Source organism: Streptomyces sp. M92 (assembly GCF_028473745.1).
Lineage (GTDB): Bacteria > Actinomycetota > Actinomycetes > Streptomycetales > Streptomycetaceae > Streptomyces.
In genome coordinates this window covers 6,517,219-6,540,444 of sequence record NZ_CP101137.1, presented here as the reverse complement: position 1 = coordinate 6,540,444, position 23,226 = coordinate 6,517,219, and the positions used below count along the sequence as shown (strand labels likewise).

Here is a 23,226-nt window from a genome sequence, read left to right as displayed (position 1 = left end):
CACGGGCCCGACCGTTGTCAGTGCCGAGGTCTAACGTGATCGGCAACTGCTCATGAGGTCCCCGTGCACCGGGGGCGGGGAGGAACAGCGCCATGCACCAGGACATTGCCGACGAGGACCGGTTCGAGATGCCCGCCGCCTGGCTGCGGGCGCTGCCGCCGCCGCGGGCCGCCGCGAAGCCGGCCGAGGACGCGGTGGAGAAGGCCGCTCGCCGCTACGCGCAGGAGGCGGCCTGGTTCGAGGGAATGTTCTCCTCCTCCGGCAGCGACCCGGAGCTGGTGAAGGAGGGCCGGGCCCACCGGGAGGGCAGGCCCTCTCCGCTCGGAGCCGCCGTGGAGATCGCCGTCGGCTGGCACTACACGATGGTCGACGTGCTCGTCGACGCCTGCGTGACCGAACACGGCCTGCCGTTCGCCGCCCGTGCCGTCGTTGAGCTGGGATGTGTCGACCCCCATTACAAGCAGTCGGGTTCCCGACGGTACGACGCGGCGCTGCGGCGAGCGACCGGTTACCGGACCTACTACGTGTGGGAGACCGCTGCCCGTGTCCGGGAGCTGCTCGCGGCGGTCGACGAGGAGACCCGACGGCGGACCGTCGAGGCCCTCACCGGCCTCCGGGACAGCGTCGAGCGCCGCATCGTGGTCTCCTACCTGGTACCCGAGGAGCATGCCTGGGTCGACGAGTGCTGCGACGGTCCGATACCGAACGACTCCGCCCTGCGGCGCATGCTCCTTCTCTCCCTGTACCGGCCGGAGCAGATCGCCCGCATCGGCGAAGGAGTACGACTCGGCTGGAACGGCTGGAAACTCCCACTGCTCGCCACCCTCGCGAACCGGCTCGGTCCCGCCGTCGGGTCGCTGCTGGAGGACGCGTTCGACGGAGCCTACGGATCCGACGGACACCGGGACGTCGCGGGCTGGGCCGCCGAACTGCCCACGGACGACGCCTTCCGCCTGCTCCTGAAGAAGGGCGGCAACCGCCACGTCCGCCCCGCCCTGCTCGACGCCATGAACCGCTACCCGCGGCGCGCCCTGCGTCTGCTCTCCGCCGCAGCGGCGGGCGACGGCGAACAGGCGTCCCTCGCCCGGATGCTGCTGCCCCTGCACGTGGTGACCCACCCGGAGCTCACGAAGGAGACGTTGCCCGCTCTGCCCGAAGCCTCCGCAGCCGTCGTCGCCCCGCTGCTGAAGCGGGGCGAGCGGGACGCGGAAGCGCCTGCGGAGGCGCTCCCCGCCCTGCTGATCGCCCCGCCGTGGACGCGGAAGCGCACCCGCCGCAAGGCCCGCGTGGCCCGCGACGTCCCCGGGGCGCCGCAGGCCGAGGTGGCCTGGAAGCCCGGGGAGCAGGAGGCCTGGGCGGCCACCCTCGCCGCCGAAACCCCCTGGTGGCGCGAGCACGACTGGTCCCGCGAGATCCGGCAGATGCAGCAGGGGACATGGCGGGGCAACATCCACGCCGCCCGGCTCTTCGTCACCGGCCCCGAGGACGTCGTACGCCCACTGCTCGACACCTTCGCCCCCGAGCACGTCTGGGACACCGAGAGCCACCTCAAGCCAGTCGCCGCCCGCCACGGCGTGCACGCCCTGCCGATGCTGAGCCGGCTCGCCGCCCGGTATCCGGCCACCGTCTGCGGCCTGCTGCTGCCCTACCGCAGCGTCGAGGTGGCCCGGCAGATGGCCGAGTGGCTGGTGCGCCGCCAGTCGCTGAGGCCCACGGTTCTCGCCTGGCTCCGCCGCCACGGCCGGGCCGCGGCCGCCCTCCTCGTTCCCGACGCCGTCGGCCCGGCGGGCACGCCCCGCACCCACGCAGAACACGCACTGAGGCAACTCGCCGCAGAGGTGGGCGCCGAGACCGTCCGGGAGATCGCCGCGGGCTGCGGCGCCGAGGCCGAGGAGATCGTCGCCGACCTCCTCGCCGGTGATCCGCTGGAGGCCGCCCTCCCGGCGAGGATGCCGTCCCCCTGCACCTGGGCCGACCCCGCCCTCTTCCCGCAGATCCGGCTCACCGACGGCCGCGGCGCCCTGCCCCCGGACGCCGTCCGCCACCTGACGACCATGCTGCAGATCTCCAAGCCCGGTGACGTCTACCCCGGCCTCGCCATCGTCACCGAGCAGTGCGACGCCGGCTCGCTCGCCGAGTTCGCCTGGGCCCTGTGCGAGACGTGGCGGTTCCACGGCATGCCGGCCAAGGACAGCTGGGCCCTCCACGCCCTCGGCCTCCTCGGCGACGACGAGACCGTCCGCCGTCTCACCCCCGTCGTGCGTGCCTGGCCCGGTGAGAACGCCCACCACCGGGCCGTCGAGGGCCTCACCGTCCTCGCTGCGATCGGCACCGACACCGCCCTGCGCCATCTGCACGGCATCTCCCAGCGGGTGCCGTTCAAGGCCCTCAAGAAGCGGGCCCGGGAGAAGATCGACGAGGTCGCCGAAGGACTCGGCCTCACCACCGACCAGCTCGCCGACCGGCTGGTCCCCGACCTCGGCCTCGCCGACGACGGCAGCACCGTCATCGACTACGGCCCGCGCCGCTTCACCGTCACCTTCGACGAACAGCTCCGCCCCTGTGTCCGCGACGAGACCGGCAAGCTCCGCAAGGCGCTGCCGGCCCCGGGCGTCAAGGACGACCCGGAACTAGCACCCGCCGAGCGCAAGCGGTTCGCCGCCCTCAAGAAGGAGGTCCGGACCATTGCCTCCGACCAGCTGCGCCGCCTGGAGGCCGCCATGGTCACCAGCCGCTCCTGGACCGCCGCCGAGTTCCGCGAACTGCTCGTCGAACACCCCCTGCTGCGCCACTTGGTACGCCGCCTGGTCTGGCTCGGCGACTGCGACGGTGACGGTGACGGTGACGGTGACCGCACGGTGACCGCGTTCCGTGTCGCCGAGGACCTCACCCTCGCCGACGTCCACGACGACGCATGGGCCCTCCCCGCCGACGCCGCCGTGCGCCTCGCCCACCCCCTCCATCTGGGAGACGAACTCGAGGCGTGGGCCGACCTCTTCGCCGACTACGAGATCCTCCAGCCCTTCCCGCAGCTCGGGCGTCCCGTGCACGCCTTCACCGACGAGGAGGCCACCGGCCACCGGCTGACCCGCTTCGAGGGAGTCACCGTCCCCGTCGGGAAACTCCTCGGCCTCACCAAGCGCGGCTGGGAACGCGGCACGCCCGAGGACAACGGCGTGGAACGCTGGTTCTCCCGCCCGATCACCCGCGACCGCCACCTCGTCATCGCCCTCGACGAGGGCATCGCCGTCGGCATGGTCGACGTGTTCCCCGACCAGACCCTCGAGACCATCTGGATCGACACCGCCCCCGGCGACTACTGGCGCGTCCACGCGTACCCGCACCGCCTCGGCGAGATCGACCCCGTCATCGCCTCCGAGATCCTCGCCGACCTGACCGACATCACCGCCAAGTGAGCCCCGACATGACCACAGTGAGCGACCCGCATCCGCCCCGCCTGCAGCGCCCGCCCGCAGAAGTGCGCCACGCCGGCGAACTCGCCGTGCTGCGTGCCGGGGACACCGACCCGCGGCCGCCCGGCTGGCAGCTCAGTCTCCGTGCCGCCCTCCGCTTCGTGGTCGGAGACCCCGACGCCGGCATCAGCCGCAAGTTCGTCGGCAGCCCCTCGCTCGTCGAACGCGCCCTGGTGACCCTGGCCACCAACCGGGGGCTGATGCTCGTCGGTGAACCCGGCACGGCCAAGTCGCTGCTCTCCGAGCTCATCGCGGCCGCCGTCAGCGGCACGTCCACACTCACCGTGCAGGGCGGCGCGGCCACCACCGAGGATCAGATCAAGTACTCCTGGAACTATGCCCTGCTGGTCTCTGAAGGCCCCTCCCGCCGCTCCCTGGTTCCCGCCCCCATGCTCCGCGGCATGGGCGAGGGACGGATCGTCCGCTTCGAGGAGATCACCCGCTGCCCCCTCGAGGTCCAGGACTGCCTGCTCTCCCTGCTCTCCGAACGCGTCGTCGCCGTTCCCGAACTCGACGGCGACGACGGCATGGTCTTCGCCCGCCAGGGCTTCAACGTCATCGCGACCGCCAACACCCGCGACCGCGGCGTCAATGAGATGAGCGCGGCGCTCAAACGCCGTTTCAACTTCGAGACCGTCTTCCCGATACCCGACCTCGACACCGAACTCGCCCTCGTGGAAGCCGAGTCCACCGCGCTGCTCCGCGAGTCCGGAGTCGAGCGGGCACCCGACCGGGACGTCCTCGAGGTACTGGTCGGCACCTTCCGCGAACTGCGCGGCGCACCCGGCCAGAGCGACCGGCCCGCCGCGGTGATGAGCACCGCCGAAGCCGTCTCCACGGCCCACGCCGTCGGCCTGCGCGGCTGGTTCCTGCGCGGCGAGGCCGGCAACGCCGCCGACATCGTCTCCTGTCTCGCCGGCACCGCCGCCAAGGACAGCCCCGAGGACCTCGCCCGCCTGCGCCGCTTCCTCGAACAGCAGGCCCGCCTGCGCCGAGGCCCCCAGTGGCAGGCCCTCCACGAGGCCCGGCACCTGCTGGACCAACGGTGAGCGATGCCCGCGTCACCTTCCTGGGGGTACGCCACCACTCACCGGCCTGCGCCGGCCTGGTCCGCCGCACGATCCGTGAACTGCGCCCCGCATACGTCCTGGTCGAAGGCCCCGCCGACATGAACGACCGGATCGGCGAACTGCTCCTCGGACACGAACTGCCCATCGCCGTCTTCAGCCACTACCGCGGCACCGAACGGGTCGCCACGTCCTGGGCCCCGTTGTGCGCGTACTCCCCGGAATGGGTGGCACTCACCGAGGGCCGTACCGCGGGCGCCGAGGTCCGGTTCATCGACCTGCCCGCCTGGCACCGCGCCTTCACCGACCGCCCCGACGGCGCGGCCAACCGCTACGCCGACGCCGAGGCCCGCTACAGCCGCGCCACCGAACGGCTCCGCGCCCGATACCGGGTCGACACCGTGGACGCCCTGTGGGACCGCGTCTTCGAGGTCGCCGATCCGGACGGGCTGCGCGACCGCCTGGACGCCTACTTCGCCCTGGTGCGCGGCGACACCGAGGCCGACGACGGGGACCGCGCCCGCGAGCAGTACATGGCCTCCTGGGTCCGTGCCGCGGCCGCTCACGCCGGCAACCGGCCGGTCCTGGTGGTGACCGGTGGCTTCCACCAGCCCGCCCTGCGCGCCCTCACCGCCGCCCCCGGCACGTCTGCGGGCGCGGAACCCGCCGCATGGCCCCCGGTGCCCGCCCCGCCCGACGGGGCCGTGGGCGGCAGCTTCCTGGTGCCCTACTCCTTCCGCCAGATGGACGCCTTCGCCGGTTACCAGTCCGGCATGCCGTCCCCCGGCTACTACCAGCACCTGTGGGACGAAGGCCCCGACGCGGCCGCGGAAATCCTCCGTCGCACCGTCGTGGAACGGCTCCGCGCCCGCCGCCTCCCCGCCTCCACCGCCGCCCTGATCTCCGCCCACACCCTCACCGAAGGCCTCGCCGCCCTCCGCGGACACCGCCACCCCGCCCGCGTCGACGTCCTGGACGGCCTCGCCGCCGCACTGATCACGGACGACCTCGACCAGCCGCTCCCCTGGAACACCGACGGCCCCCTGCGGCCCGGCGCCCACCCCGCCGTCGTCGAAACGGTCGTCGCCTGCACCGGAGAGCGCACCGGCCGCCTTCACCCCGACACCCCGCTGCCACCCCTGGTCCACCACGTGACCGCCGAGGAGATCCGCCTCGGCCTCGACGGCGACCGCACCCTCGACCTCGACCTCACCAACCCCCGAGGGCTCGAACGCAGCCGTTTCCTCCACCAGCTGCGCATCCTCGACATCCCCGGCCACACCCGCCTCACCGGCCCCGATCACGGAGCGGACCCCCGCGACCACGAAACCTGGGAACCCGGCCCCCGCACCGGCCGTGACGCCGCACTGACCGAGGCCGGCGCCTACGGAGCCCGCCCCGACGAGGCCGCCACAGCCCTCCTCGCCCACCGCGTCCGCGACACCGGTACGGCCGCAGACGCCGGGACCACCGCCGCCCTCCTCTTCGACGCCGTCCTCTGCGGAGCCGGATCCCTCTCCCGCGACCTCCTTGACGGCCTCGCCCACCGGATCCGTACCACCGCCGACCCCGACCCCCTCGGGCGGGCCCTCGCTGTGGCCCTGGGACTCTGGCGCCACGACCGCGTCTTCGGTACCGCCCGTGACCCGCTGCTCGGCGCCGTCCTCGACCACGCCGTCGACCGGCTCTTCCACCTCGTGGAGGGCCTCCCCGGCGGCCCGCCCGGCGTCGACGTCCCCCGTCTGCGCGCCCTGACCGCCGCCCGCGACGCCCTCCTTCACGCCGCACCCGCCGTTACCCTCACCCCGGAAACCGCTGCCGCGACCGCCGCCCGCATCGCCCGCGACCGGCACGCCCCCGCCGACCTCCGCGGCGCCGCCCTCGGCCTGCGCCGCGCCCTCGGAGCCCCGGCCGAACCCGCCGGCGAGGCCGAAGCGTTCGCCGCCGCGGCCGACCCGGCCGTCCTCGGCGACTGGCTGGCCGGCCTGCTCGCCCTCGCCCGAGAAGAAGTCCTGCGGCCCGCCCCGAAGGGCGGACAGTCCCTGCTCGACACCCTGGACGGCGTCGTCACCACCATGACCGACGAGGTCTTCCTCCACGCCCTGCCCGCCCTGCGCCAGGCCTTCGCCTTCTTCCCGCCCCGCGAACGCGAACGCGTCGCACAACTCCTCCTCGACCGCCGGAACCTGCACGGCTCCGCCCGCACCCTGCTGCGCACCACCGCCGACCCGCTGCTCCTCGCCCGTGCCGCGGCCCTCGAGGAACACACCGACCTCCTGCTCGACCGGCACGCCCTCGGAGCACCCCGATGACCCCCGACGACCCCCGCGCGGGACTGGAACGCTGGCGGCTGATCCTCGGCGCCCCCGCCGAACGCCGCACCGGCGGCCTCGACGGCCCGGACGCCGCCCGCGACACCGCCCTCCAGTGGCTCTACGGCCGCGACGAGGACCTCGCCCGCCGTGGTGAACGCCGCGGCACCGCCGATGGCCGGGAGGGCGGCGACGGCCCCTCCACGCTCGCCGTCGTCGACTGGCTCGACGACATCCACCGCCTCTTCCCCCGGGAGACGGTCGAACGCCTCGAACGCGACGCCGTGGAGAGCTACGGCATCGACGAGATCGTCACCGATCCCGATGTTCTTCTCCGCGTAGAACCGAGCACCAGCCTGCTGCGGGCCGTGCTGCGCACCAAACACCTGATGAACCCGCGGGTTCTGGCCGCCGCCCGGCGCATCGTCGAAGCCGTCGTGCGCGACCTGACCGAGCGGCTGAGGCCGGAGATCCGACGCGCCCTCACCGGAGCCCGCTCCCGCCGCCCCAGCCGAACCCCCCTCGCCCGGAACTTCGACTTCAGGGCCACGATCCGCGCCAACCTCGCCCACTACCGGCCCGAGGACCGCCGCATCCTCATCGAGCAGCCGCACTTCCACTCCCGCACCCGCCGCCACCTCGAGCAGTGGCAGCTGATCCTCCTCGTCGACCAGTCCGGCTCCATGGCCGGATCCGTGATCCACTCCGCCGTCACCGCCGCCTGCCTCTGGGGCCTGCCCGGACTGCGCACCCAGCTGGTCGCTTTCGACACGCAGGTCGTCGACCTCACCTCCGACGTCACCGACCCCGTCGAACTCCTGATGAAGGTCCAGCTCGGCGGTGGCACCGACATCGCCCGCGCCGTCGACTACTCCGCCGGTCTCGTCGGCAACCCGCGCCGCACGATCATCGCCCTGATCACCGACTTCTACGAGGGCGGCGACGCCCACCGCCTGACCCGTACCGTCCGCGACCTGACCGGACAGGGCGTCACCGTCCTCGGCCTCGCGGCCCTCGACGAGGAGGCCGCCCCCTCCTACGACCGTGACCTGGCCGGCCGCCTCGCCGAGGCCGGCGCACACATCGGCGCCATGACCCCCGGCCACCTCGCCGAATTCGTCGCCGAGAGCATGGCCCACGGAGGACGAACGGCATGACCCGCACCGACCTGCTCGCTCTCACTCCCGACACCCTCGCCGCCCTCGCCAACCGCGGTCTGGTCAAACGCGCCGCCAAAGACCTCGACGCCGGAGCGGGCCCCGACCTGGAGGTCACCGGCGACCACACCGTGCACGGCTGCTTTCCCGACGGCACCGAGACCCGGCTGCCGCCCGGCACCACCCTGCAGGACGCCCGCTGCAGCTGCGAGGCCCACGGAGTCTGCCGCCACCGCATCGGTCTCGTCCTCGCCTACCAGCGCACCGCGACCGCGTCGGACATCCCGCCGCCGTTCATCGACTGGTCCCCAGGGAGCATCGACGACACCGCCCTTGCCGAGGCCTTCGGCCGTCCCGCCCTCACCGCGGCCCGTCGCACCCGCGACCGCGGCTACCGGGCCGTTCTCCACCGCCCCACCCCCGCCGACCCCGTTCCCGCCGTCGAACTCCCCGCCTGCACCGTCCGCTTCCCCGTGCCCCACAGCCCCGGCTTCGCCGTCACGGACGCCGCCGAGCCGCTGCGCGGCGCGACGGTCGTACTCGCCGTCTGGTCCTTCCGAGCCGCCGACACCGAGGGCAGCGACCGAGTCACCGTCGGAGGAAGGGAAACAGCCCCGGACAGCGGCGACAGCGCCCACCGCGCAGCCATGGACCTCGTCGACGAACTCCTCGTCGACGGCGTCCCCCAGGCCGGCCCCGTCCTGGACGGAACCCTCCGCCGTGCCGGCGCCGCTCTCACGGCCGCCGGCCGCCACTGGCCCGCCGCTGCCCTCGAGGGGATACGCCAGCAGCTCGCCGAGCACGCCGCCCGCGGCGCCCGCCACGACCGCGAGACCCACGCCCTGCTCCTCGCCGAACTCCACGCCCGTCACCGCGCCGCCCCCACCGACCCCGCAGCCGTCCTCGGCACTGCCGAAACGGCCCGCACGGCCTTGCGCCGAATCCGCCTCGTCGCCCTCGGCTGTCACGTGGACGGCACCGCCCGCGACCGCACCGCCGACGTCTTCTTGGCCCACCCCGATGCCGGTGTCGTCCTCGTTCTGCACAAACGCTGGGAGCTGCCCGACGGTCATGCGCCCACCGGCCACGACCTCGGCTCCCGCAGGATCCTCGGTACGAACCTGCGCACCCTTGCCGCCGCCAACGTGGTCAGCGAGGCCACCTCCCGCACGGCCGGCCGCGCCGTGGAGATCTCCCGCGGCCGGATCGCCACCACCTCCGTCACTCCCGTCGGTACCGCCTGGGACGACCTGCCGCCCGGGTTGCTGGTCACCGACCTCGCCACACAGTTCCCGGCCCCGGGCACCCTCCCTCCCCGCCTCGTCCGCCCTCGGGTGGAAGCCGAGTCCATACGCGTCCTCGCCGTCGCGGAGGCCGGACCCGTGCGGTACGACCCGGCCGCGCAGCGCCTCGAGGCCGTCCTCCACGACCCGGCCGGCAACGAGGTCCTGCTGAGCAGCGCGCACAACCCCCACTGCCCCGGCACCCTGGACGCCCTGGCCGACACCCTCGCCTCCGGCACCGCCGACCGGATCAGCGGTTCCCTCCGCCACGACCGGGGCAGGGTCCTCCTCGCCCCTCTCGCCGTCCGCACCTCCCACGGCGTCCTCGTCCCCGACCTCGCCCCCGGCGACGGCGACACCGCCCTCCCCGTCGCGCCGCACCCCCCGGGAGACCCCCTCACCACCGCCCTGGAACAGGCCCTCGCCGCCCTGGCCGAGGCCGCCCACCACGGCTTGAAGAACCTGACTGCCACCGACCACGACACCCTCGAATCAGCGGCCGCCCTCCTGCACCGAACCGGTTTCCGCACCACCGCGGACAAGGTCTCCGCCGTGACAGCCACCCTCCGCACCCACGGCCCGGCGGCCGCCGCCTCTCGCTGGCACACCGCCGTCATCCGTCTCGCCACGACCCTGGAACTGCACCGGACCGGCCCGTACACAATGCCGTGACCGGACATGACGGTCCGGTGCACCCGCGTCGGGTCACGAAGACCGGCGGACACCGACGGGGACAACCCCGACCGCCGGGTCCGGCCCTGCTTCCTCGGCTGGCGCGCGCCGCCCTACTTCACCGCCATCTCGCCCAGCTCCGACCAGCCGTCCTGGTCGAGCGTCGTGTTCACGATGCGCGGCGTGCGCGCCAGGTAGCGCGGCAGCTTCTCCTGCGCGGCCCGGAAGTGCGCGGACTGGACGTGCGCGGCGCCGGCCTCGTCGTCGCGGAACGCCTCGACCAGGACGTACTCGGACGGGTCGTCGATGCTGCGGGACCAGTCGAACCAGAGGCAGCCGGGCTCCTCGCGCGTCGCCCGGGTGAACTCGCCGGAGATCTCCGGCCACTGGTCCGCGTGTTCCGGGAGCACCTGGAACTTCGCCGTAATGAAGATCATGACGTTCGCTTTCTGTGAGGGGTGTACCGGAGCCGTCCGGTCACGGCACCAGGACGGCGCGCCCGCGGACCCGTCCGGCGCCCAGTCCGCCAGCGCGTTCTGGAACCGGTCGAGCGGATACGTCGCCGTGTGCAGCCCTACCCGGCCCTGCGCCGCGAGCACCATCAGCTCGCACAGGCCGGTTTAGCTGTCAACGAGGTTACCGATGAAGTTGATCTCGGACGAAATGGCGTCGATCGTCGGGGCGTCGATGTTCTCGCCGTACCCGACCAGGTGGTAGTCGCCGGGCCAGCGCGGCATGCCGACGCCGTCGCGGGTGGCACCGCCCCAGCCGAGAAGTCGACGACGAGCTCGACGACGGTGAGGGCCTTGAGCACCTGGATGCCGATGTGGCCGAGGCCGCCCGCGCCGATGACCGCGCACCGGTCGCCGGGCCGGAGTCGGCGACGTCGGCCGGCTCGAGGGAGTCGTCGAGGCGGACGACACTGCGGGCCGTCGTCCTGAGGTACTCGGCGTAACCGCCCGCGGTGTCGATGCCGGGGAACAGCGACTGCTCGCAGTGGACGTCGCCGCCCGCCCGCCCGGCAGGCCATCAGCGGGTGGACGATGACCTTGTCGCCCTCGGCGCCGCTCGTGACGGCGCTGCCGACGGCGTGCGCCCAGCCCGCGTTCTCGTGCCCGATGGCGTACGGCAGGCACACGCCGGACTGCTCCGCCCACTGCCCTTCCGGGATGTGCGGGTCGGTCCGGCGCACCCCGGCTGCGCCGATCCGCACGATCACGTCGTGCGGGCCGGACACCTCCGGGGCGGGCACCTCGGCCATGCGGACGTTGTCGAGCGGGTGGTCGCCGTACCGGACGACCTGGACTGCCCTCATGCGGTGCTCTCCTTGATCGTCGTCCGGTGGGCCGCGGGGACGGCGTCCTCCGGGTTCCCGTCGTCACGGGACCGGGGCGCCTGGTCGGCGGCGGACCACTCGTCCGTCCCGTCCGGGCCGGCCCCGCTCGTGGACACCGTCGTCTAGGTGCCCGCGCCGCGGGACCGCCAGGACGACGTATGCCGCTCGCCCGGCACTTCGCGCGCCGCCACCGAAGCCACGAGGTGACGTTCACACCGGCCGCGGTCCGGGCCCTGACCTCGTACGAGTGGCCGCAGAGCGTGCGTCGGCTCAGGCGTTTGGTGCGCGGCGCGGCATCCCGGGCCGACGTGGTCGACGCGCGGCACCTGCCCGCGGAGGTGTGCACCGGCGCCCGGTGCGGGCGGAGCCGCCTCCAGGAACTGGAGCGCGACGAGACCCTGCGCTGCCTGACCGAGCCCGGCACGGCCATGGCGGAGGTGGCGGAACGGCGCGGTATGAGCCGTGCCACGCTCTACGCAAGACGGCCCGGCACGGAATCGACGTACCGGGCCGTGGGAGCCACCGTTCCTGATCTCCCGGTCCGATGACTCAGGCGTCGGTGCGCGCCCGCTTGCGAACCACCAGCCGCTTCAGCAGCGGCCACGCCAGCAGCAGCACGATCACCGTGTACACCGTCACCGCGAACGGCGTGTTGACCAGACCCGTCACGCTGCCGTCGCTGATCTGCAGGGCCCGGCGCAGCTGCTGCTCGGCGTTGGGGCCGAGGATGACGCCGATCACGGCCGGCAGGATCGGCAGGCCGTAACGCCGCATGCCGAACCCGACCAGGCCGATGACCAGCAGGGTCACCAGGTCGATCACCTCGCCGCCGACCGCGTAGGCGCCGACCGCCGCGAAGAACATGATCCCCGCGTAGAGGTAGGGCCGGGGGATGCGCAGCAGCTTGGCCCACACCGGCGCCAGCGGCAGGTTGAGGGCGAGCAGCAGCACCATGCCGACGAAGAGGGAGGCGATCAGGCCCCACACCAGCTCGGGTTCGCGTTCGAAGAGCAGCGGTCCCGGCTGGATGCCGTACTGCTGGAACGCGGCCAGCATGACCGCCGCGACCGCCGTCGTCGGCAGGCCCAGCGTCAGCATCGACACCAGAGTGCCCGCCGCCGAGGCCGACGCCGCCGACTCCGGACCGGCCACGCCCTCGATGGCGCCCTTGCCCCACTCGTCCTTGTGCTTGGACAGGCGCTTCTCCGTGACGTACGACAGGAACGTGGGTATCTCCGCGCCGCCCGCCGGGATCGCGCCGAACGGGAAGCCGATGAACGGGCCGCGCAGCCACGACTTCCAGGTGCGCCTCACGTCACCGCGCCCGAGCCAGGGACGGCCCACCGGGATCGGCTCCGCCGCCCCGCGCCGCAGATGGGCCGCCACCCACAGCGCCTCGCCGATCGCGAACAGTCCGACCGCCACGATCACCACGTCCACGCCGTCGGCGAGTTGCAGCGAGCCGAATGTCAGCCGCTGCTGGCCGGTCATCTGGTCCAGGCCCACCAGGCCGATCGTCAGTCCGATCAGCAGGGAGGCCATGCCTCTGACGCGCGAGGAACCCAGCACCGAGGTCACCGCGATGAACGCCAGCACCATGATGGCGAAGTAGTCCGGCGCGCCGATGTCCACCGCCAGGTCGGCGACCGTCGGCGCGAGCGCCACCAGCAGGACCGTGCCGATCATGCCGCCCGCGAAGTGACCGATGGCGGCGGCGGCCAGCGCCTGCGCGCCGCGCCCCGCCTTGGCCATGGGGTTGCCCTCCATGGCCGCGACCACGGCGGCGCTCTCGCCGGGTGTGTTGAGCAGGATGGACGTGGTGGAGCCGCCGAACATCGCGCCGTAGTAGATGCCGGCGAACATGATGAACGCGGCGACCGGATCGAGCCCGTACGTCACCGGCAGGAGCAGCGCCACCGCCATCGCGGGGCCGATGCCGGGCAGCACGCCGATGGCCGTGCCCAGCAGCACCCCGAGCGCGGCCCACAGCAGGTTGACCGGGGTCAGGGCCGTACCGAACCCGTCCATGAGGGAGTTGAGGGCGTTCATGTCAGAGCACTCCCATCAGCGGACCGCCGGGCAGCGGCACGCCGAGCAGCTTGTCGAAGACGACGTAGGTGAGCAGGGACAGCACCGCGGCGATCAGCGGGTCCCGGTCCACACGGCGACTGCCCAGGGCGAACGCCGCGCCCCAGAACAGCAGCGCGCCCGCGACCGGGAAGCCGGCCGGCTCGATCAGCACGGCCGAGCCCAGGAAGATCCCGGCGAGCAGCAGCACCGTGCGCCAGTCGGCCGGTTCGGACAGGTCGATGTCCTCGCCGCCCTCGGCCTCGCCCCGGCCACCGCGCAGGACGTCCACCGCGAGCAGCGCGGCGATCACCAGCAGGCCGATACCCACGACGACCGGTACGGTCTTGGGGCCGACCGGGCCGCGCTGGGTGATGTCGACGTCCATGGTGAGCGCGTCGGTCAGGACCAGCGCCCCGAGGGCCAGCAGCAGGACGCACACGCCGAGTTCGGAGTGTTCGCGCAGCCACGACCGGCGGCCGGTGGCCGTTCCCGTGGAGGATTCGGTGGTCGGCGTCGTCACAGTCCCAGCTCCTTCAGTACCGACACCACGCGCTTGTCCTGGGCGTCCAGGAAGGTGCCGAACTCATCACCCGTGAGGAAGGCGTCGTCCCAGCCGTTCTTCTCCAGGGACTCCTTCCATTCGGGGGAGTCGTGCAGCTCCTCGAACAGGCGGGTCAGCTTGTTCCGCTCCGCCTCGGACAGCCCGGGCGGGGCGACGACGCCGCGCCAGTTGGTGAAGTCCACGTCGTAGCCGGACTCCTTGAGGGTCGGCGCGTCCTTGAGGTCGTCGACCCGCTCCGGGCCGGTCACCGCGAGCACCCTCAGCTCGCCCGCCTTGATCTGGTCCAGGTACTCGCCGACGCCGGAGACCCCGAAGCCGACCTTGCTGCCGAGGATCGAGGCGAGCAGCTCGCCGCCGCCGTCGAAGGGGATGTAGTTGACCGACTTGGGGGAGATTCCGGCGGCCTGTGCCATCAGCATCGGCGCGAGGTGGTCGGGCCCGCCCGGCGACGAACCGCCGCCGACCGGGATCTTGCCCGGGTCCTTCTTCCAGGCGGTGATCAATTCGTCGATCGTCTTGTACGGCGAGTCCTTGGCGACCACCACGACGTCCTGCTCCTCGGTGAGCCGCGCGATCGGCGTGGTGTCGGCGAGGGTCTTCGGCGCGTGGTTGGAGCGGGCCGCGCCCACGACGCCGAGGCCCATCGACATGGCGAGCTTGCCGTTGCCGTGCTCGCTCACCAGGCGGCTGAGGCCCACGGTGCCGCCAGCGCCGGGCAGGTTGAACACCTCGATGTTGTGCGTGAGCCCGGCGTCCTCGGCGTTCTTCGCGGCCGTGCGGGCGGTGATGTCGTAACCGCCGCCGGGCGTGTTGGGAACCATGAAGCGCAGGCCGGGGATCTGCGTGCCGGTCTCGGAGTCGCTGCCCGTGGAGAGCAGCGGCGGTCCCGCGAGCACGAGCACGGCGGCCCCGAGCAGGGCAAGGGGGGTGCGCAGGCGCACGTATGACACCACCTGTCGGTTGGGTAGAGCGGTACGGGGGCAGCCCTGTGGGGGGAGGTGACGTGGGCCACATGGTGCCCGCGAGCCTGCCTCCTGTCTTCCTTGCGGAACCAAGGGAAGTTGTGTTCATTGCGGTCGCCGGTTCATTGCGAAGACGGCACATCCCTTTCCTTCGCCGCAGGTGAGCGCCATCATGGCGACCCGGCCCCCCGCCCCTCCGTCGCCGTCCGAGACCCCAGCCCAGACCCAGCCCAGACCCAGCCGAGAACGAGTCCGCCGTGGCCCCCACCTTCCGCCGTCAGACCCTCGCGGGCGAGATGCTGGTGCTCCAGCTCGCCATCGTCGTGGTGGTCCTGCTCGCGGTCGCCGCCGTCTCGCTCGCCCAGTCCAGGGCCACCTTCAACCGCGTCGAGGGCCGCCGGGTCGCCGCCCTCGCCGAGCAGCTCGCCGCGACGCCACTGGTCCGCAGCCAGCTCCTGCGCCCCGTCCCGCAGGAGGCCCTCGCCCCGCTGGTCAACTCCACGCAGACCCAGTCCGGCGTCACCTCCGTCACCGTGGCCGACGCCGACGGCCGTGTCGTCAGCTCCACCGACCCCACGCTGATCGGCGGCCGGCTGCCGCGCGGCGAGGACGCGGCCGCGGGGCGCGGGTGGTCGGGGCCGCTGACGGTGCGCGGCAGCCGCGAGCTCGTCGCCCAGGTCCCGGTGCTCGGTGCGACCCGCCAGAGCCTCGGCCGGCACCTGGGCACCGTGATGGTCGGCGAGGCCGACCCGACGGTGTGGCGGCGCCTGAGCGGCGCCTCCTCCTACCTCCTCGCCTACCTCGGCATCGCCAGCGGACTCGGCGTGGCCGGCTCCTGGCTGCTCGCCCGGCGGGTGAAGCGGCAGACCCTCGGCCTGGAGCCGCGCGAGATCGCCGGGCTGGCCGAGCACCGGGAGGCGCTGCTGTACGGCATCGCGGAGGGTGTGGTCGCCCTCGACCCGCAGCACCGGCTCACCCTGGTCAACGAGATGGGCCGGCGCCTGCTCGACCTGCCCGCCGGCTGCGTCGGCCAGAGCCTGGACGGCCTCGGCATCGACGGGCGGCTGCGCGACGTCCTCGCCGGTGCCACACCGGAAGCGGCCGAGCCGCGCGACGAGGTGGTCGTCCGCCACGGCCGGGTCCTGGTCATGAACCGCATGACCGTCACCAAGGACGGCCGCCCGCTCGGCTCGGTCACCACTCTGCGCGACCGCACCGAACTGGCCCGCCTGGAGCGGGAGATCGGCTCCTTCCGCTCCACCGCCGAGCTGCTGCGTGCCCAGGCCCACGAGTTCGCCAACCAGCTGCACACCATCTCCGGGCTCATCCAGATCGGCGAGCGGGACGAGGTGGTGCGCTACGTCCGCGCGCTCAGCCGGCACCGCCAGTCCCTCGACGTCACCCTCAGCCGCCGGGTGCGGGACACCACCGTCGCCGCGCTGCTGACGGCGAAGTCCTCCCTCGCGGCCGAGCGCCGGGTGGCCCTGCGCCTCTCGGACCGTACGGCGCTCGACCGGCTGGCCCCCGAGGACGCCGCCGACGTGGCCACCGTTGTCGGCAACCTCGTCGACAACGCCGTGGACGCCGCCGCGTCGCCCGGTGACGACGAGGCCTGGGTCGAGGTCGAGCTCGGGCAGGACGCCTCCGGCGTCGAGATCGTGGTCCGCGACTCCGGTCCCGGCGTGGCGCCCGAACTGGCCCGCGAGGTCTTCTCCCACGGTTTCACCACCAAGGCGGCCCGGCAGGGCGAGCGCGGCATCGGCCTGGCGCTGACCCGGCTGGTCTGCGAGCGTCACGGCGGTGAGATCTCGGTGGCCAACACGCCCGAGGGGGCCGTGTTCACCGCACGCATGACCGTCAGCCACCTCACCGACGCGGTGGCGGAAGGAGCAGCACCATGACCGCTTCGAGCGGCCTGTCCGACGCGACCGCCACGACCGCCGAGTCCGGAGCAGGGGATTTCCGGACCCACGGCTCCGCGATCGGCGTGCTCGTGGTCGACGACGACTTCATGGTGGCCCGGGTCCACCGCGCCTTCGTCGAGCGCGTCGAGCCCTTCCGGGTCGTCGGGGCCGCCGGCACCGGCGAGCAGGCCCTCGCCGCCGTCGGCGAGCTGCGCCCCGACCTCGTCCTGCTCGACCTCTACCTGCCGGACGTCTTCGGCCTCGACGTCATCCCCAAGCTGCGCGCCGCCGGCCACGACTGCGACGTCATGGTCATCAGCGCGGCCCGGGAGGCGGACGCGGTGCGCGGCGCCGTACGGCACGGAGTGGTCGACTACCTGCTCAAACCCTTCGAGTTCGAGGACCTGCGGGTCCGGCTGGAGCGCTACGCCGCCCAGCGGGGCCGGCTGCTCGGCACGGTGGTGCGCAGCCAGGCGGACGTCGACCGCGTCCTGGCCGGGGCGGCGGCGCCCACGCCATCCGTCCCGGCCCTGCCCAAGGGCATGAGCGTGGAGACCGCCGAGCTGGTCGAACGGGTCCTCCGCGGGGCCGACGGCACCCTGTCGGCCAGCGAGTGCGCGGCGCTGACCGGCGTGTCCCGGGTCAGCGCCCGCCGCTACCTTGAGCACTTCCACACCGTCGGCAGCGTGGACGTCTCCCTGCGCTACGGGGTGGCCGGCCGCCCCGAACGCCGCTACCGCCTGCGTGACGCGGTCACCGGCCGGGCGCTCCCGCCCGCAGCCCGTCCATGACGAAGTCCAGGAACCGGGTGACCCGCGGCTGCCGGTCCTCGCCGGGGCCGATCAGCCACAGACCGCCGAGGACGAGGAAGAAATCGTCGCCGGTCACCCCGGGGCGGATCGTGCCGGCCTCGTCGTTGGCACGGAGCAGGAGCTCGGCCGCCTCCTCCAGCGGGGTGGGGCGCGGCTTCTCGGGCGCTCCGGGGGCACTGGTGACCAGCCGGATCGCGTCGGCCAGACCCGCCTTGGTCATGGCGAACTCGGCGAGGCGGTCCATCCACTCGCGCAGGGCCCGGTCGGGCTCCAGGGAGGCCAGCATCTCGGGCGCGGCCTCGGCCACCTGTTGCATCCCGTAGCGGTAGATCTCCAGGACGAGCGCCTCGCGGTTCGGGAAATTGCGGTAGAAGGTGCCCTGCCCGACCCCCGCCTTCTTGGCGATGGCACTCAACGGGACGCTGGCGCAGTGCGTCAGTTCCTCCGTGGCCACTTCCAGGATGCGCTCGCGGTTGCGCTGGGCGTCCGAGCGCAGGGGAGTGTCCGGCTTGTCCTTCTTCTGCTGCGGCACTCGTCCTCCTTCCGGGTTCATGACCGAATCCCGGCCTTGCTAAGCGGACAGCTGTCCGTTACGTTTTCCAGTGAGCGGACAGTTGTCCGGTTGTAGTCCACTCTAGCGGTGGACGCGGCCGGTCGCCCCTGCCCATGGACGAAAGCACCGCCTACAGCCAGTTTTCCCGGTCACGAGACACCAAAGAAGGCTGATCATGGCCCCAGCGCCCTCGTCGACGTCCAGCGGCGTCATCCTGAACATCAACGGTGAGAAGCACCAGCTGACCGTCGACCACCGCACCACCCTGCTCGACGCCCTGCGCGAGCGCCTCGACCTCACCGGCACCAAGAAGGGCTGCGACCAGGGCCAGTGCGGCGCCTGCACCGTCCTGGTCGACGGGCGTCGCACCGTCTCCTGCCTCTCCCTGGCCGTCGCCGCCGAGGGACGCGAGATCACCACCATCGAGGGCATGGCCGAGGGCGACAGACTGCACCCGGTGCAGCAGGCCTTCCTCGACCTCGACGGCTACCAGTGCGGCTACTGCACCCCCGGCCAGATCTGCTCGGCGATCGCCGTCATCGAGGAGCACGCGGCCGGCTGGCCCAGCGCCGCCACCGACGACGTCCGGCCCGAGGCCGGACCGCCCGCCCTGACACCGGATGAGATCCGGGAGCGGATGAGCGGCAACCTGTGCCGCTGCGGCGCCTACGTCTCCATCGTCCAGGCGGTCGTCCGCGCGGCCGAGGCGTACGGCGAGGCGGACACCGAAAGCACGAAGGGGACGGCCGCATGAGGGAGTTCGGATACCAGCGCGCCGACGACGTCACAGGAGCGGTGGCACTGCTCGCCGCCGACCCCGACGCCCGCTACCTCGGCGGCGGCACCAACCTCGTCGACCTGATGAAGACCGGCGTCGAGCGCCCCGCCCGGCTCGTCGACGTCCGTGAACTCCCCCTGGACGGCATCGAGGACACCCCCGACGGTGGTCTTCGCATCGGCGCCACCGTCACCAACAGCGACCTCGCCGCCCACCCCGACGTGCGCCGCCGCTACCCGGCGCTGACCCAGGCGGTCCTGGCCGGCGCCTCCGGCCAGCTGCGCAACATGGCCACCGTCGGCGGCAACCTCCTCCAGCGCACCCGCTGCGGTTACTTCGCCGACGTGAGCAAGCCCTGCAACAAGCGCGTCCCCGGCAGCGGCTGCCCCGCCGTCACCGGCGAGCACCACAACCACGCCATCCTGGGCGCCACCGACCACTGCGTGGCCGTGCACCCCTCGGACATGGGCGTCGCCCTCACCGCCTTCGACGCGGTCGTCACCTACGAAACCACCGACGGACCGGCCGAGTCGCCGCTCGCCGACTTCTACCTCCCCGTCGGCGACACCCCGCACCGCGAGACCGCCCTGCCGCCCGGCGCGCTGATCACCGGCGTCGTTCTGCCGCCCACCCCGGCCGCAACCCGCTCCCGCTACCGCAAGGTCCGCGAGCGCGCCTCGTACGCCTTCGCCATCGGCTCGGTCGCCGCCGCGCTCGACGTCGAGGACGGCGTCGTACGCGATGCGAAGCTGGCCCTCGGCGCGGTCGCCTCCCGGCCCTGGCGCGCCCACGCGGCCGAGCGGGTGCTGACCGGCGGTCCCGCCGACGGCGCGGCCTTCGCCGCCGCGGCCGATGCCGAACTCGCGGCCGCGAAGCCACTGCCCGACAACGGATACAAGGTGACCCTCATGCGCAACCTCATGGTGGCCGTCCTGACCGAACTCGCCGAGGAGGCCGCCCGATGACCACCGCCACGACCGGCACCGCGACGGTCAGGGGCGCCGTCGGCACCGCGCACACCCGCGTGGAGGGCCGCGACAAGGTCACCGGGGCGGCGCGTTATGCCGGCGAGATCCCCTTCGCCGACCTCGCGCACGGCTGGCTCGCCCTGTCGACCGTCGCCCGTGGCCGTATCCGCTCCCTCGACGCCGACGCCGTCCTCGGCATGCCGGGCGTGCTGGCGGTGCTCCATCACGGCAACGCGCCGCGCGTCGACACCGACTACATCGGCATGCTGGGCATCCTGCCGGACCCCACCGCCGCCGTCTTCCAGGACGACCGGGTGCCGCACGCCGGCTGGCCGGTCGCCCTCGTCGTCGCCGAAACACCGGAGCAGGCCAGGGAGGCCGCCGAGGCCCTCGTCGTCACCTACGACGAGGAGCGGCACGACACCGCGCTCACCTCCGACCACCCCGGCGCCTACCCGGCCGACGGGCACATGCCCGCCGAGACCGAGAAGGGCGACCTGGCGGCATCGCTCGCCGCGTCCGCCGTCGTCGTTGACGAGGAGTACACCACCCCCGAAGAGCACCACAGCATGATGGAGCCGCACGCGGTCACCGCCCTGTGGGAGGGCGGCCGCCTGGAGGTCGTCGACTCCAACCAGGGCACCACCTGGGTCCAGAGCGAGCTGGCGAAGATGTTCTCCCTGGACGAGTCGGCCGTGCGAGTGCGCTCCGAACACATCGGCGGCGGCTTCGGCAGCAAGGGAGTGCGCGCTCACCAGGTCGCGGCCGTGATGGCCACGACGGTCCTGCGGCGCCCGGTGCGCGTGGTGATGACCAGGCGTCAGATGTTCTCGCTGGCCGGCTACCGCAGCCCCACCGCCCAGCGCGTCCGGCTCGGCGCCGACGCCGACGGCCGGCTGCGCGCCCTGGAACACCGCTCGCTGAACCAGACCTCGACGGTGTACGAGTTCGTCGAGCCCGGCGCCGGCGTCGCCCGGGTGATGTACGACGCCGACGCCCACCGCACCGCCAACCACGTCGTACGGCTCGACGTGCCGTCCCCGACCTTCATGCGCGCCCCGGGCGAGGCGCCGGGCTCCTTCGCGATCGAGTCCGCGCTGGACGAACTCGCCGAGCGCGGCGGCATCGACCCGATCGAGCTGCGCCTGCGCAACGAGCCGGAGACCGGCCCGGTCTCCGGACTGCCCTTCAGCAGCCGCAACCTGGCGGCCTGCTTCCGGGAGGGTGCCCGCCGCTTCGGCTGGGCCGAGCGCGACCCACGCCCCGGCATCCGGCGTGACGGACGCTGGCTGGTGGGCACCGGCACGGCCGCGGCCTCCTTCGGCGCGGGCGCCGGCCCCTCCACGGCCCTGCTGACCGCCGAGGCCGACGGCACCTTCACCGTGCGGATCGCCGCCGCCGACATCGGCACCGGCGCCCGCACCGCGCTCACCCTGGTCGCCGCCGACGCGCTGGAGGTCACGCCCGAGCGGGTCCGGGTCCGGATCGGGGACAGCGACTTCGGACCGGCGATGATCGCGGGCGGCTCGATGGGTACCCGCTCCTGGGCCTGGGCGATCACCGAGGCCGCCCGCGAACTGCGCGAACGGCTGGCACTGGGCGCATCCGTCCCCCCGGAGGGCATCACCGTGCGCTCCGACACCACCGCGGCCCTCGGCGCCCTCGCGCAGAAGGAACGGCACTCCTACGGGGCGCAGTTCGCCGAGGTCGCCGTGGACACCGCCACCGGCGAGGTGCGGGTGCGCCGCATGCTCGGGATCTTCGCCGCGGGCCGCATCGTCAATCCCCTCACCGCCCGCAATCAACTCGTCGGCGGCATGATCTGGGGCATCTCCATGGCCCTGCACGAGGAGGCGGTCCGGGACCGCGCCACCGGCGGTCTCTACGCCCCCGATCTCGCCGGCTACCACGTGGCCACGCACGCCGACGTGGGCGTCGTCGACGCCGACTGGGTGGACGACCACGACCCGGAGGACCCGGTCGGCATCAAGGGCGTCGGTGAGATCGGCGTCGTCGGCGCGGCGGCGGCCGTCGCCAACGCCGTCTGGCACGCGACAGGCGTCCGCCACCGCCGCCTCCCGATCCGCCCCGACCGCGTGCTGTCGGCGACGGTGCCCACCGCCGGGGGCGGGACGGATGCTTGACATCGCCGACGAGCTGAACGGCTGGCTGGAGGAGGGCCGGGAGTTCGCCGTCGCCACGGTCGTCTCCGTCGGGGGCAGCGCGCCGCGCGGGCCCGGCGCCGCTCTCGCCGTCGACAGCGAGGGCACGGCGATCGGCTCCGTCTCCGGCGGCTGCGTGGAGGGCGCGGTGTACGACTTGTGCGCCGCCGCCCTGAACAGCGGGGAGGCGGTGCGCGAGAGCTTCGGCTACAGCGACGAGGACGCCTTCGCGGTCGGCCTCACCTGCGGCGGGGTCATAGACGTGTTGGTCACGCCGGTGGGCGCGAAGGCGCCTGCGCGGGAGGTGTTCCGGGCGGCGCTGTCCACCGCCGCCCGGGGCGGTACCGCCGCCCTGGCCCGGGTCGTCGAGGGCCCGTCCGGCCTCCTGGGCCATGCCCTGATGGTCCGCGCCGACGGTTCGTCCGAGGGCGGCCTCGGCGGCCACCCCGACCTGGACCGTAGGGCGGTCGCCGAGGCCGGGGCGCTACTGCACGCCGGCCGGACCGGCACGGTCGGCCTCTCGGAGGACGGCTCGCACTGCCCCGGTGGCCTCACACTGCTCGTCGAGTCCAGGGTGCCGCCGCCCCGCATGATCGTCTTCGGGGCGGTGGACTTCGCGGCGGCGCTGGTACGGGCCGGCAAGTTCCTCGGCCACCACGTCACCGTGTGCGACGCCCGGCCCGTCTTCGCCACGCCCGCCCGCTTCCCCGAGGCCGACGAGGTCGTGGTCGACTGGCCGCACCGCTACCTGCGGAGCACCCCGACCGACGAACGCACGGTGCTGTGCGTCCTCACCCACGACGCCAAGTTCGACGTGCCGCTGCTGACGGAGGCCCTGCGGCTGCCGGTCGCGTTCGTCGGGGCGATGGGCTCGCGCCGCACCCACGAGGACCGGAACCGGAGGCTGCGCGAGGCGGGCGTGACCGAGCGCGAGCTCGCCCGCCTGCGCTCACCGATCGGCCTGGACCTGGGAGCCCGCACCCCCGAGGAGACCGCGCTCTCCATCGCGGCGGAGATCGTCGCGCTGCGGCACGGCGGGACCGGCGCGCCCCTGACGGGCGGCGCGGCGCCCATCCACCGGGGGCTGAGCGGGGCGGCGGCGGCCTGACGGGAGCGGGTGGCGGTGGCGGTCGCCTCGGGAGCCCCTCGCGCGTC

General features: G+C 73.4%; 19 protein-coding genes. 12 read left to right on the top strand and 7 right to left on the bottom strand.

What is annotated here, in order from left to right; genetic code table 11:
* The first annotated feature begins 92 nt into the window (after nt 1-92).
* Genes M6G08_RS29920 through M6G08_RS29900 form a run of 5 tightly spaced genes read left to right on the top strand, consistent with a single transcriptional unit; the run spans nt 93 to nt 9,964 of the window.
* A complete protein-coding gene (locus M6G08_RS29920; RefSeq protein ID WP_272590233.1) occupies nt 93-3,416 on the top strand; it encodes a DUF4132 domain-containing protein in 3,324 nt (1,107 codons plus the stop codon).
* A gap of 8 nt (nt 3,417-3,424) precedes the next feature.
* Nucleotides 3,425-4,522 (top strand): AAA family ATPase, encoded by a 1,098-nt coding sequence (locus tag M6G08_RS29915; protein WP_272590232.1) that lies wholly within the window; start codon nt 3,425-3,427, stop codon nt 4,520-4,522.
* Nucleotides 4,519-6,852, top strand: coding sequence for a DUF5682 family protein (locus M6G08_RS29910; protein ID WP_272590231.1), 2,334 nt, complete (start codon nt 4,519-4,521; stop codon nt 6,850-6,852). The genes M6G08_RS29915 and M6G08_RS29910 overlap by 4 nt, the downstream gene beginning before the upstream one ends.
* On the top strand, nt 6,849-8,009 hold the full coding sequence (locus M6G08_RS29905; protein ID WP_272590230.1) for a VWA domain-containing protein: 1,161 nt from the start codon (nt 6,849-6,851) through the stop codon (nt 8,007-8,009). The genes M6G08_RS29910 and M6G08_RS29905 overlap by 4 nt, the downstream gene beginning before the upstream one ends.
* Nucleotides 8,006-9,964 (top strand): YehQ family protein, encoded by a 1,959-nt coding sequence (locus M6G08_RS29900; RefSeq protein WP_272590229.1) that lies wholly within the window; start codon nt 8,006-8,008, stop codon nt 9,962-9,964. The genes M6G08_RS29905 and M6G08_RS29900 overlap by 4 nt, the downstream gene beginning before the upstream one ends.
* Nucleotides 9,965-10,077: 113 nt before the next feature.
* Here M6G08_RS29900 and M6G08_RS29895 read toward each other — a convergent pair whose 3' ends face one another.
* The 3 genes from M6G08_RS29895 to M6G08_RS29885 all read right to left on the bottom strand — a co-directional run bounded on the left by M6G08_RS29895 (nt 10,078) and on the right by M6G08_RS29885 (nt 11,416).
* Nucleotides 10,078-10,401: a putative quinol monooxygenase gene (locus M6G08_RS29895; protein WP_272590228.1), complete on the bottom strand. Its 324-nt coding sequence runs from the start codon at nt 10,399-10,401 to the stop codon at nt 10,078-10,080.
* A gap of 164 nt (nt 10,402-10,565) precedes the next feature.
* Nucleotides 10,566-11,225, bottom strand: a complete 660-nt coding sequence (locus tag M6G08_RS29890) for an alcohol dehydrogenase catalytic domain-containing protein (protein WP_272591476.1) — start codon at nt 11,223-11,225, stop codon at nt 10,566-10,568.
* A gap of 50 nt (nt 11,226-11,275) precedes the next feature.
* A complete protein-coding gene (locus M6G08_RS29885) occupies nt 11,276-11,416 on the bottom strand; it encodes a hypothetical protein (RefSeq protein ID WP_272590227.1) in 141 nt (46 codons plus the stop codon).
* Between the two features lie 42 nt (nt 11,417-11,458).
* Between M6G08_RS29885 and M6G08_RS29880 the strand changes: the two genes are divergently transcribed.
* The gene (locus M6G08_RS29880; protein WP_272590226.1) at nt 11,459-11,848 is read left to right on the top strand and encodes an AAA-type ATPase lid domain-containing protein; all 390 of its coding nucleotides are present in this window, start codon (nt 11,459-11,461) and stop codon (nt 11,846-11,848) included.
* A gap of 1 nt (nt 11,849) precedes the next feature.
* Here M6G08_RS29880 and M6G08_RS29875 read toward each other — a convergent pair whose 3' ends face one another.
* The 3 genes from M6G08_RS29875 to M6G08_RS29865 are packed head-to-tail and all read right to left on the bottom strand — an operon-like array spanning nt 11,850 to nt 14,873.
* Nucleotides 11,850-13,349 (bottom strand): tripartite tricarboxylate transporter permease, encoded by a 1,500-nt coding sequence (locus tag M6G08_RS29875; RefSeq protein WP_272590225.1) that lies wholly within the window; start codon nt 13,347-13,349, stop codon nt 11,850-11,852.
* A 1-nt stretch (nt 13,350) separates the two neighbouring features.
* Entirely contained in the window at nt 13,351-13,890 is a 540-nt protein-coding gene (locus tag M6G08_RS29870; RefSeq protein ID WP_272590224.1) for a tripartite tricarboxylate transporter TctB family protein, read from the bottom strand.
* Entirely contained in the window at nt 13,887-14,873 is a 987-nt protein-coding gene (locus M6G08_RS29865) for a Bug family tripartite tricarboxylate transporter substrate binding protein (RefSeq protein WP_272590223.1), read from the bottom strand. The genes M6G08_RS29870 and M6G08_RS29865 overlap by 4 nt, the downstream gene beginning before the upstream one ends.
* 278 nt (nt 14,874-15,151) lie before the next feature.
* Here M6G08_RS29865 and M6G08_RS29860 point away from each other — a divergent pair, with 278 nt between their 5' ends.
* Entirely contained in the window at nt 15,152-16,795 is a 1,644-nt protein-coding gene (locus tag M6G08_RS29860; protein ID WP_272590222.1) for a sensor histidine kinase, read from the top strand.
* Nucleotides 16,792-17,589, top strand: coding sequence for a response regulator (locus M6G08_RS29855; protein WP_272590221.1), 798 nt, complete (start codon nt 16,792-16,794; stop codon nt 17,587-17,589). The genes M6G08_RS29860 and M6G08_RS29855 overlap by 4 nt, the downstream gene beginning before the upstream one ends.
* Here M6G08_RS29855 and M6G08_RS29850 read toward each other — a convergent pair.
* Complete coding sequence (locus M6G08_RS29850) at nt 17,552-18,142, bottom strand: TetR/AcrR family transcriptional regulator (RefSeq protein WP_272590220.1); 591 nt, start codon at nt 18,140-18,142, stop codon at nt 17,552-17,554. The genes M6G08_RS29855 and M6G08_RS29850 overlap by 38 nt on opposite strands.
* Before the next feature lie 196 nt (nt 18,143-18,338).
* Here M6G08_RS29850 and M6G08_RS29845 point away from each other — a divergent pair, with 196 nt between their 5' ends.
* From M6G08_RS29845 to M6G08_RS29830, 4 genes are read left to right on the top strand one after another with little or no spacing between them, the layout of a single operon-like run.
* Nucleotides 18,339-18,917 carry a (2Fe-2S)-binding protein gene (locus M6G08_RS29845; RefSeq protein ID WP_272590219.1) on the top strand — a complete coding sequence of 193 codons (579 nt, stop codon included), beginning with the start codon at nt 18,339-18,341 and terminating at the stop codon, nt 18,915-18,917.
* Nucleotides 18,914-19,906 carry an FAD binding domain-containing protein gene (locus M6G08_RS29840; RefSeq protein WP_272590218.1) on the top strand — a complete coding sequence of 331 codons (993 nt, stop codon included), beginning with the start codon at nt 18,914-18,916 and terminating at the stop codon, nt 19,904-19,906. Before M6G08_RS29845 ends, M6G08_RS29840 begins: the two co-directional genes overlap by 4 nt.
* Nucleotides 19,903-22,053, top strand: a complete 2,151-nt coding sequence (locus M6G08_RS29835) for a xanthine dehydrogenase family protein molybdopterin-binding subunit (RefSeq protein ID WP_272590217.1) — start codon at nt 19,903-19,905, stop codon at nt 22,051-22,053. Before M6G08_RS29840 ends, M6G08_RS29835 begins: the two co-directional genes overlap by 4 nt.
* Complete coding sequence (locus M6G08_RS29830; RefSeq protein ID WP_272590216.1) at nt 22,046-23,179, top strand: XdhC family protein; 1,134 nt, start codon at nt 22,046-22,048, stop codon at nt 23,177-23,179. The genes M6G08_RS29835 and M6G08_RS29830 overlap by 8 nt, the downstream gene beginning before the upstream one ends.
* The last annotated feature ends 47 nt before the right edge of the window (nt 23,180-23,226 follow it).

Coding starts and splice junctions, on each gene's coding strand:
- M6G08_RS29920 (WP_272590233.1), top strand. CDS start 93: ATGCACCAGGACATTGCCGACGAGGACCGGTTCGAGATGCCCGCCGCC.
- M6G08_RS29915 (WP_272590232.1), top strand. CDS start 3,425: ATGACCACAGTGAGCGACCCGCATCCGCCCCGCCTGCAGCGCCCGCCC.
- M6G08_RS29905 (WP_272590230.1), top strand. CDS start 6,849: ATGACCCCCGACGACCCCCGCGCGGGACTGGAACGCTGGCGGCTGATC.
- M6G08_RS29900 (WP_272590229.1), top strand. CDS start 8,006: ATGACCCGCACCGACCTGCTCGCTCTCACTCCCGACACCCTCGCCGCC.
- M6G08_RS29895 (WP_272590228.1), bottom strand. CDS start 10,401: ATGATCTTCATTACGGCGAAGTTCCAGGTGCTCCCGGAACACGCGGAC.
- M6G08_RS29890 (WP_272591476.1), bottom strand. CDS start 11,225: ATGGCCGAGGTGCCCGCCCCGGAGGTGTCCGGCCCGCACGACGTGATC.
- M6G08_RS29880 (WP_272590226.1), top strand. CDS start 11,459: ATGCCGCTCGCCCGGCACTTCGCGCGCCGCCACCGAAGCCACGAGGTG.
- M6G08_RS29875 (WP_272590225.1), bottom strand. CDS start 13,349: ATGAACGCCCTCAACTCCCTCATGGACGGGTTCGGTACGGCCCTGACC.
- M6G08_RS29855 (WP_272590221.1), top strand. CDS start 16,792: ATGACCGCTTCGAGCGGCCTGTCCGACGCGACCGCCACGACCGCCGAG.
- M6G08_RS29845 (WP_272590219.1), top strand. CDS start 18,339: ATGGCCCCAGCGCCCTCGTCGACGTCCAGCGGCGTCATCCTGAACATC.
- M6G08_RS29840 (WP_272590218.1), top strand. CDS start 18,914: ATGAGGGAGTTCGGATACCAGCGCGCCGACGACGTCACAGGAGCGGTG.
- M6G08_RS29835 (WP_272590217.1), top strand. CDS start 19,903: ATGACCACCGCCACGACCGGCACCGCGACGGTCAGGGGCGCCGTCGGC.
- M6G08_RS29830 (WP_272590216.1), top strand. CDS start 22,046: ATGCTTGACATCGCCGACGAGCTGAACGGCTGGCTGGAGGAGGGCCGG.